Source organism: Endozoicomonas sp. SESOKO4 (assembly GCF_024606275.1).
Window position 1 is genome coordinate 1 of the sequence record NZ_JAHHPS010000598.1, and the last position, 10,167, is coordinate 10,167.

Annotated in this window: 4 protein-coding genes; 3 read left to right on the plus strand and 1 reads right to left on the minus strand. The window is 46.2% G+C overall.

What is annotated here, in order from left to right:
- Positions 1-97 precede the first annotated feature (97 nt).
- Positions 98-4,867 carry a pilus assembly protein gene (locus KDK16_RS11705; protein ID WP_257276253.1) on the plus strand — a complete coding sequence of 1,590 codons (4,770 nt, stop codon included), beginning with the start codon at positions 98-100 and terminating at the stop codon, positions 4,865-4,867.
- A 107-nt stretch (positions 4,868-4,974) separates the two neighbouring features.
- Here KDK16_RS11705 and KDK16_RS11710 read toward each other — a convergent pair whose 3' ends face one another.
- Positions 4,975-7,023 carry a hypothetical protein gene (locus KDK16_RS11710; protein ID WP_257276254.1) on the minus strand — a complete coding sequence of 683 codons (2,049 nt, stop codon included), beginning with the start codon at positions 7,021-7,023 and terminating at the stop codon, positions 4,975-4,977.
- 492 nt (positions 7,024-7,515) lie between these two features.
- Here KDK16_RS11710 and KDK16_RS11715 point away from each other — a divergent pair, with 492 nt between their 5' ends.
- Together KDK16_RS11715 and KDK16_RS11720 are read left to right on the plus strand one after the other, a co-directional pair.
- Positions 7,516-9,381, plus strand: coding sequence for an autotransporter domain-containing protein (locus tag KDK16_RS11715; protein ID WP_257276255.1), 1,866 nt, complete (start codon positions 7,516-7,518; stop codon positions 9,379-9,381).
- Between the two features lie 339 nt (positions 9,382-9,720).
- On the plus strand, positions 9,721-10,167 hold a 447-nt coding region (locus KDK16_RS11720), incomplete at its 3' end, for a GspH/FimT family protein (RefSeq protein WP_257276256.1).

Consider the following 10,167-nt stretch of genomic DNA (forward strand, 5'->3'; position numbering starts at 1 on the left):
GAAGCAGGAATTTTTAGACCAATTTATTGCAACCGTAGTAGGACAGCCTTAAGTCTGACAGGCTGCTAGCAGAGCTTTAAGCTCAAGGAGTGCAGTCATGAAGATAAGACAAACACTGATAAAAAGCCTCTCTGTTCTGTCAGTCTGGTCCACTTTTGCATCAGCAGATCCTTCATCGAATCTCTATTCTTCGGTGCCACCACTGTTAAGTCGCAGCTCGGAGCCTTTGGTCATGTTGGTGATGTCGGTTGATCACGAGCTGTTTAAAAAAGCGTATCCGGATTACTCGGACCTGGATGGTGATGGTCAGTTGGATGTGACTTATAAAGACAACTTCGAGTATCTGGGGTACTTTGAAAGCCAGTGGTGCTATTCCTACAGTTCCTCTAATGGTCGTTTTTCTCCGGCTGCACAGGCAACCGGTAGCAACGGCCATTACTGCGATACATCAGCTGCGCCATGGAGTGGTAACTTTCTGAATTGGGCCACCATGAGTCGAATGGATGTTCTGAGAAGGGTGCTCTTTGGGGGTAAACGCTCTACTGATACTGCATCTCTGACCGTTCTTGAACGAGCCTATTTACCCAGAGATATTCATGCTTTTGTCAAAGTCTACAAAGGCAGTGATCTTGCCAGTCTGACTCCTTACACTGGTTCCATAAGCCTCTGCAATCTGGCGACCAGTGAAGGTGGTGAGCCAAAGCTTCGTATTGCCAGTGGACAATGGCCTCGCTGGGCATCCACTGAAGTGATTCAGTGCCAGTGGGGGACGTCCAACAGTCCTTCCGGCAGTGATGAGTTAGCAGAAAATACGGTTCGGGTTGAGTCTTGCGTAACAGGTAAAGATGCATCAACATCGGATCGTTGCAGAGAATATTCCAATGGCAATGCCAAACCGGCCGGGTTGCTGCAACGCTTCGGTGAAGATGGCAGTATCCGGTTTGGTCTGATCAGCGGCAGTTACGACAAGAATATTTCTGGCGGCTTGCTGCGTAGAAATATCTCTAAAATTGGCGGTAACTCGTCGTCTTCTGATGATGAGGTCAATGTCTCTAATGGTATTTTTAATAACTCCGTCAATGGCATCATCCAGCACATCAACAGCTTCAGAATTGCCAGATACAGTTACAGTCAGAATAAATATACCGACTGCAGCACATATGGTATTTCCATTGATACCTTTAAATCCGGACGTTCAACCTATTCAAACCGACATTGTAGCAACTGGGGGAATCCACTGGCTGAGATGTATCTGGAGGCTCTGAGATACTTTGCTGGTCAGTCATCACCCTCCAGTGCGTTTGATACCAGTGTTGATGATCAATTTGTGTCAGGATTATCCACCGAGTCCTGGATTTCTCCTGTCACTTCAGCCAACGCTTGTGCCAACTGTTCTATTATTCTGCTGTCCAGTGGACTGAACTCTTTTGATTCCGATGAACTCTCGAGCAGTGCCGATTTGCCCGGCTTGTCCGGTACTGCCAGTGTCAATAGTAAAACCGATGAAGTGGGTGAGCTTGAATATAACAATAATTTCGCTGGTAACTATCTGGTGGGTGGGACTGGTAGCACACGACAATGTACAGCCAAGTATCTTAATGGGTTGTCAGAAGCCAAAGGTTTATGTCCTGAACTGCCTCAGCTGGAGGGTAGTTATCAGGTGTCCGGATTGGCTTTTTATGGCAACCAGACCGATTTGAACAGTACTCTCGATGGTGTGCAAAAAGTCAAAACCTATTCTATTCAGTTAGCAGAAAGTATGCCCAGCTTTACCCTGAATGCCGGTGGCAAGCCTGTCACTTTCCAACCGGTTTGTCATACCAGTTCCAATTTTGGCACGGGCACGAATTTCTCTGGAAGTGGTAGTGACTGCACACTGACCGATGTAGTGGTAGAAAATACAGTACTGAATTCTGATGGCGAGGTTGTGGAAGGCAGCTTGCTGTTTACCTGGGAGGACTCTCTCTGGGGTAATGACTTTGATTATGATGCTTCTTCACGAATCAAATTTTGTGTAGGAGCCCAGTGCACAGCCACTTCAGATTCAACCTTGAGCATTGGAAGCTTTGGCAGTGATCAGATACGAATGGCTGTTCATGTAGACGGTGTTTATGCTGGATTGAACTTGAGGTTCAGTTACACAATGGCCGGTACCTACGACGATGGATTACAAAATGATTTTGTCTACAAAGGGCAGACGGGTTATGAAGTGAAAAACTTTACGGCCAGTGGCAACTCTGCAGGCCGACTGGAAAAACCGCTCTGGTTTGCGGCTAAATACGGAGGCTTTGTTGACCTTGATGGTGATGGTACTCCCAAGTATGACGATAATGGCGATGGGATTTCAGATGATGACCGTGAGTGGGACAGCCGAAATAATACTACTGGCTCGTTAGGGGCGGATGGTTTACCTGACAACTATTATTTCGCTCGCAATCCCAGTCAGCTAGAGGCTCAGCTAGGGCAAGTTTTACAGGATATTGTCAGCAGGGTCTCCTCTGCCACCAACGCAGCCCTTTTTTCGAACAGTCAGACCGGAACAGGTGTTCTCTATCAGGCTCTGTTTCAACCCGTTATGGAGTACAACGGTAAAACAATTTCCTGGGGAGGAATGCTTCATGCCCTCTTTGTAGATAGTAAAGGCTTACTCCGGGAAGATAGTAATGGCAATGACAGGCTTGATGATTACTCTGTTGACAAAATCGTAGAGCTGGTTTTTGACCCCAACTCCAACCAGACTCTGTTTCAGCGGTATTCTACTTCAGATTCAGGGGGGACACTGACACCCGATGGCGCTCTCCAGTCCCTCAATCAGCTGAATGCAATCTGGGATGCCAGAGATCAATTATCCAGTCTCTCCAATGTCGTCAGCCAGCGCACATTCAGTTCTCTCGCTTCAGGCGGCCGCCATATTTTGACCTGGTTGGATGAAAATAATAATGGTGTCGTTGATACTGGTGAAACTCTGCCACTGACGCCTGATACATTCAACACAATGGAAGGTTATTTGGGGGTTTCAGCATCTGAGGTTACCAATGTCGTCAACTATGTTCGTGGTGAGGAAATCTCCGGAACCCGTTCAAGAACCATCGATTACGATGAAGACGGAGAAGATGACGTCTGGCGTCTTGGTGATATTATACATTCAACACCGCAGCTGGTCTCTTCTCCGGGAAGCCGGTTCGATGCCCTCTATTCCGATACCACTTATACCACCTTTTATGAACAATACAAAAACCGTCGGCACGTGCTTTACGTAGGCGGTAATGATGGAATGATCCACGCTTTTAATGGTGGCTTCTGGGATGAAAGTCAATATGGCTATAACGTTACTGGATATAATAACGAAGTCAGTCATCCATTGGGCTCGGAACTTTGGGCTTATACGCCCATGAATCTGCTGCCCCATCTGCAGTGGTTGAGAGAGCCTGACTATCCCCATGTTTATTACATGGATGCAGAGCCAGTAACTTTCGATGTCAACATTTTTGACAGTAATGACAGTGATTATCCCGGAGGCTGGGGAACCGTTCTGGTTATGGGTATGCGACTTGGTGGCGGTGGTTACGACGTGACCTTGGGAGGGAATAACAAAACACTGCGCTCTGCCTATGTGGTGCTGGATATAACTAACCCAGAGGATCCCCCTAAACTGCTGGCGGAAATAACCCATCCTGAACTAGGTTTTACAACTTCCCGCCCTACATTGGTAAAACGTCGTGTGGCTGCCAAAGATAGCCAGGGTGAAGATGACTGGAGTCAAGCACCTACGACGAATGAATGGTATCTGGCATTTGCATCAGGACCTATCGGTACAGGTGAGGCTGGAATACGAACAGCACTGGATGATGGATCGAGTAACCAGAATCTCAAACTCTTTGTCTATGATCTGAAAAGTAAAGCTTTTGTGTCGGGCATGGCACCTATGGATTCAGGGATTTCTCAGGCGTACGGTGGCAATACTACAGCCGTCGATTGGGATCGGGATTATAAAGACGATGCTCTTTATCTGGGCGCTATTGAAACCGGTACATCAACTCTGGATGGGAAGCTTCTGAGATTGCGTTTGCAGGATACCCTGACCGACTCAACACTGACAACGCTTCTTGACACCGGGAAGCCTGTTTCAGCCGCTCCTGTTGTGGCCTCAGACAAGAATCGTCACTGGCTTTATGTAGGGAGTGGAAGGCTTCTGACGTATGATGATAATCGCACCACACAAACCCAGTCATTCTTTGGCTTCAAGGAGCCGCAGAGTAGCAACGGTGATTTAACGTATAATGCGGTGTCTTTATCGGACTTGGTTAATACGACGGACGTACAGGTATACACCAATGGCACTGTCAATAAGAAAACCAGCAGTGGCAATGTAGCCTTTACTGTGGACTCCTCAACCGTCGGCAGCTTTACTGCACTTCAGTCAGTGATTGCGACCAAGAGTGGCTGGGTGCTTGATCTAGAGGGTGATGGTGTTATTCCTGCCGGAAGATCAATCACTTCGGCTTCCCGATTGTTTTCACTGGTTCTGTTCACTGAATACAGACCGTCAGAAGACAGTTGTCGAGTGGATGGCTCTAGCGCCCTGATTGGCTTGCATTACCAGACGGGGACCGCATCGCCCGATCCCGTTCTGGGTGGGCAGGATCAGGGCGATCAGGTCAGTGAGGATCTTTCCATAAAAAGAGTCAATCTGGGACTGGGTTATGCATCATCTCCCGTTATCCATCAGGGAGCCAGTGGTCATCGAACGGCGGTTACCCAGGGCGCTGGAGGCAGTATCAGCAGTCACGAACTGAATTACAATTTTCAGACTTCCGGTAGAATGTCATGGCGACAGATCTTGCGCATTCCCTGGGGAAGCGAATGATTCCATGGATCTCTGGTATTGCCCTTCATTCTTTTCGATTGGATATTTACAATCATTGTTCGGTATTCACCAAATATGTCACATAACTTCAGTATTGGGTAAAGTCATTATGCTTCACCCAAAAAGACCAGATAACGTCGCCAATCCAGACCTATTTTTTCGAGATAGGCAAGACTGCAGCTCCGCACTTCTTCAGGGGAATAATCTCCGGATGCTTTGATATCAGCAGGAACAGGTTCCAGGGGGATGTTATCACGCTGACATTGTTGGACATATTGAAACCAGGCCTGCAAGAATTCATTGACCAGTTGTACCTCTTCAGCTGTTTTCGGGCAGCGAAAAAAACGGAATTCCATCGTTGGAAGTGTATCGATACCAGCTGTTCCGTTGATGTGTAATAATGAGATCGCCATATACTTTTCTATAGGGGCTGAAAGCGCATAAGAACGTGGATATGGATCATCCTTCCATTTCCCCGTCATATGCTGAAAGTCGGTCATATGAACAAATCGACTGTAAAAACCAGTAAACTGTTTCAGGTTTTCCATTTTTTCTTCATCGGTCATTCCTTGCAGGTTGCTGCTGCAATAATCCCCATCCATCAGTCTCGTATTGTAATGGGCAATCATTTGATTCATCCTGACTATCGCGCTTTCCTTCAGTTTCTCAAAATCACCGAATGTTTTATGCCATTGAGCCTCTCTATCTGAGACAATCCGTTTTTCATTACCGAAAAATCTGAGTAAATAGGGATTGTGTTGTAATTCACATTCGATTGCCATGATAATTGCGGGATCGCCGTCCGTTGCGCTCAACACATCAACATGTTTGTGCCCCGAGCTATAACTGATAACCCCATTATTGCGCAGGAAGTCTATCGAATTAATCACCTTTTTAAAGCAGTCATGGGCATGTTTATCATCTAAATGGTATGGCTTACAGTTTATCTCAAGGCACCTGGTTGTATCCAGAAAAGAGATAATCTCAAAATCACTGTTCAGGGTATACCGTCTCCTGCCAAATTTATTCAAACCAAGGTATTCAAAACCTTTCTGTTTAAGGTGATTTTCAAGAGGGTCCAGGGTTTTATCCCTCATTTCACTTTCCGAGTCCGAAAAAGAGTTAATATAATATTCGAACTCTTCTCCAAATTTAAGATATGGACTGATCAATGGATACACGCTGCTCTCCACAAATTCAGACTCTTTGGCAAACAGACTGTCAATAACATGCGTGTAGCGTCGTTCAAATATTGATGTCATCATCGATTTGTTAAATGTTTCGCGCAGGTCATCATCGGTGCGTAATACGCACGTCAACAAATTATTATTGAGTGAGCCAATATCATTTTTGGCAATCTCAATAAAATCGGCTTTATGTTTCTCAATAAAACCAAACAGAGCTATTAGCTCAGAGAACTTGCCGTAATGCGACAAAATTATATCAAAAAAACGAAATAGTTCTCTGCGCAAAAGCCAGGATACATTGTCGTTATTCTTCCAGACTGGGATAAAACCGGTTTCAGCAAGATAGTCACTCAGCATTTCAGAGAGATCATAATTAAGACCATAATGATTAAAATATTTTTTGTTAGATTTTAGTCCTTCTGAATGCTCTTGAAATATTTTATTCAGGACATCACAGATCTCAGTAACCCTTCCAGCTTCGATTGTTTGGTCTGGCAAATATCGATTCTGTTCTCTTGCAAAAAAACCGCGGTCTTCCTGGAGGCCCTCCTTGTATAATATAAAGCCGATAAAAATATTGAGTGCCTCATCGGTTTTATCATCCTCCTTCGTTTCTTCAGCCTGATTTTTCGGTTTTTTAACGTCAGACTTTTCTATGGTTATTTTTTGATAGTGCAATGTTTTGATAAGGTTCTGCAAAGTTTCCCGAAGATGTTCAGCTGCGGACAGTGGAGTCAGGAAGATGTCATGACATGAAGTTGATACTGGCCCGGGCCCGCTAAAGGGGGCGAGGCAAGAAACCTTACGCTGTAAAACAGGTTGCTCTGAACCCGTGTGATAACGTTTGCCATTAGCTGGCAAAAAAAACTCTGCCACATTGTCGCTGATAGACATTCTGTCGCTGTCTTGTGGTGAGTATGTCTCATTTCCGATGGTGGGGCAGATGACCCCAGACTGAGATATATTCATATACTTACGTCCCTGAAGTAATGTATTTTGTGAGTACATTGACTTCGACTATTAAGTCCAAAAAAAGTTCAAAGAACGATAATAAAGACCGGTGAGTTTGCTGCTTCAGGAAATCAAGAAGAGTGAGCCGAGGGCATAAAAGGTGATGATGCACATTGAGATCACGCAAAAAATTCAGCAGATCATCGAGACACAGCCTACCGACTCGGCCATTTCAAAGAGGAGCCAGTATTGGCAATACAGATCATCAATGAACGTATAATCATAATGCCATTCTGGCGTCATATGCCGGTTATTGGCTGTATCCCATACCAGACAGTGCTGTATGTCCAGTTATTTGAGTTGGGAGTCAGGTAGTCCGATCACTATTCTCAGGATGTGAAGTAAACAACTTTCTTATTAATGACTGATTGCTAAATTCTGGTCATGGTGCTAAAAATAGCACCACAGTACTGCATATAACAATCATCATAACAATAATAAGGAAAGAAGATGAGGCGGAAAATTCTATCTGCTGCTGTGGCTGCAGCCGTATCTTTTGGTGCTCAGGCCGAGCAACCCTTCAGTGACTTTTATGTGTTCGGTGACAGCTTGCTGGATACAGGCAACTTCTCTTATGCGACAAATGATGGCGGAGTCATAGCTTCCGAATTGCTGGCTAAGGCCTTGGGATTGAATATTGATATTCTTGCCAACGGCGGTAACAACTATGCAGTTGGCGGCTATCAAACCGCCGATGTTCTGGACTCCATAGTTGGAGGTGTAGCCCTTCAGGATCCTGCAAATACCGTTACGACCCGAGGGGGGAATTTCAATTCTTACTTGATTGATAACCCTTCAGCTTCTGGAAATGCACTCTACTTTCTCGATGGTGGGGGGAATGATTTAGCTGGAACATGGTCGAGTGCGCCCGATCAAGCGGCAGCGATTCAGGCATCAGCCCAAAATATGGCTACAGCAGTGGGTGCTCTGAGTAATGCTGGTGCCAACTATATCATGTTGGCAAATTTGCCTGATATGGGGCGGATTCCCCTCACTCAACTGGCTGCTCTGGCTGACCCGAATGATGCCGTTGTGGCAAGTACTGCTGCTGCCGGTTACAACCAGGCGCTTGAAATTTTTGTCAACCAAACCGGTGCCAATGTCATACCGGTAGATTTTCAGGGTTTTATAGATCTTATTATCAGGGATGCTGATCAATTTGGCTTTGCCTCAGGCGTGGATGCAGCTGTTACCGGTGCTGCAATCGATCAGGTGTATACCTGTTATGACAATGGATTGGGGGGCAGTACTGGTCCTTCAACCTCATGTTTCGAGCATCCGGTCTATGGAGTTGATGGCACTGCTCCGGACCCTGACAGCCTGATTTTTAATGATTTTTTGCACCCCACCGGTAAAACCCATGCTCTGGCTGCAGATTACATCGCGGATATCATCATAGCCCCCAGGAAAGTGGGATTGCTACCACAGATGGGGCTCAGTGCAGCTCGCAGTCAATTCAGTGCAGTCGCCAATGAAATGCGTCAGTCCCGCTGGAAGGATGTAAAAAGTGGTTGGTTTATCAGTGGCGCTTCGGGGAGCAGTGAGCTGGATGGCGGCTTAAGTCCCGAAGATGATCGTTACTCATCCACAGTGGGATTGATCAAAAGCCTGGATGACAATCATTTTTTGGGTGTTGCTCTTACTCTGGGGCAGAATGAGCTGGATGTCGATGATTCATCGTTTGAGGCAAACAATTATGGTCTGAATATTCTTTATGGTTATCGTGAAGGTGCCTGGTTTGTGGAAGGTGCACTGGGTTATACCAATATGGATTATTCTGACCTTGCGCGGGGCTTCACCATGGGTTCGCAAACTTACACTGCCAAGGGTGATACCGACGGTTATGCTTTGGGGCTGGATCTTCTGGCTGGCTACAATCTGCTGGATCAATCGGCGAGGTTTGTTTTTGGCCCCGTTCTGGGATTACAAACCATTTATGCTTCTGTTAACGGTTATACCGAGAGTGGCGGCGAAATTTCCAATTACGACTGGGGGAATCAATCCACAGAAAGTATGCAGTTGCGTGCTGGTTTTATGGGGAGTATGCAGCTCACGGAAACCATTGTCATTGACGCCGAAATGTATCATACAGATGAGCAGGAAGGTGGCTTTGAGAGCATTAATGTAACTAATACCAATTTGAATTTTGGGCAGTACCACCTACCCGGAGCCTATGTGGATGAAGGCGGCTTCGTTACCGCTAATCTGGGCGCCGCTATGGATTTGGGTGATGGCAAGTTGCGCCTGAGTTATAACTATAGCGATCAGGCTGATGGCTCCGAGCTGGTCAGTTTGACGTATTCAGCCGCTTTCTGAGGTGGATAATAAAAAAGGCCGGTTCGGCATACACCAATCCGGCCTTTTTTTGTGCTGACTGACTTGCTTTACAGACGCGTCCAGCATCACCTGATCTCATGCAGGCTTACAGGATCATGGCAACAGATCTTTGTTATTCACTGGGAAAGCCATTGATTCCCTGAATCGTGTCAATTCTTTGAAGCTTTTTTTGCAGGTGGAATCCGGTCCACACTTGAATAAGCCGCCTGTCATTCCGCGAATCCCTCGTCTTTCCTTTTTTCCTAGAGTTGAAGTGTCATTCAGTTAAGGAAGTAGGTTGTGTTCAAGCGGAGCTGCTCAGTCAACAGGCCCAAAACTATGAAAGGGCTGACCCTGATCGAGATTTTGATCACTATCCTTCTGATGTTCATCGTTAGCTCTATGACGGTGAATCTGGATTCACTGGTGCAGTCCTTTCGAATGGATTTTTACAATCAACGAATTTTCAGCAGTATGGTGGTGGCCCGCAGTGAGGCGATAAAACGAGGAGTGAATGTCAGTCTTTGTCGCAGCCAAAACGGCTCAAGTTGTGATACCTCTGGCAGCAACTGGAAAGCAGGCTGGCTGATTTTTGTCAATCCCAATAATAATAATTCGGTTGACCCGGGTGAGGTCGTTATCAGGGTTTATGGAGAGATTGACAGTGCGGTCACGATCAGTCTGAATACCGGGAATACTGTGACATTTACATCCAGGGGCAGCCCGACAGCGGTGCGGACTATGAGAGCCTGTCCCACCGGCGGCTTGGGCACTCCAGTTAAAACA

Bases quoted from the DNA above. Each gene is read 5' to 3' on its own strand.
- KDK16_RS11705 (WP_257276253.1), top strand. From the start codon at position 98: ATGAAGATAAGACAAACACTGATAAAAAGCCTCTCTGTTCTGTCAGTC.
- KDK16_RS11710 (WP_257276254.1), bottom strand. From the start codon at position 7,023: ATGAATATATCTCAGTCTGGGGTCATCTGCCCCACCATCGGAAATGAG.
- KDK16_RS11715 (WP_257276255.1), top strand. From the start codon at position 7,516: ATGAGGCGGAAAATTCTATCTGCTGCTGTGGCTGCAGCCGTATCTTTT.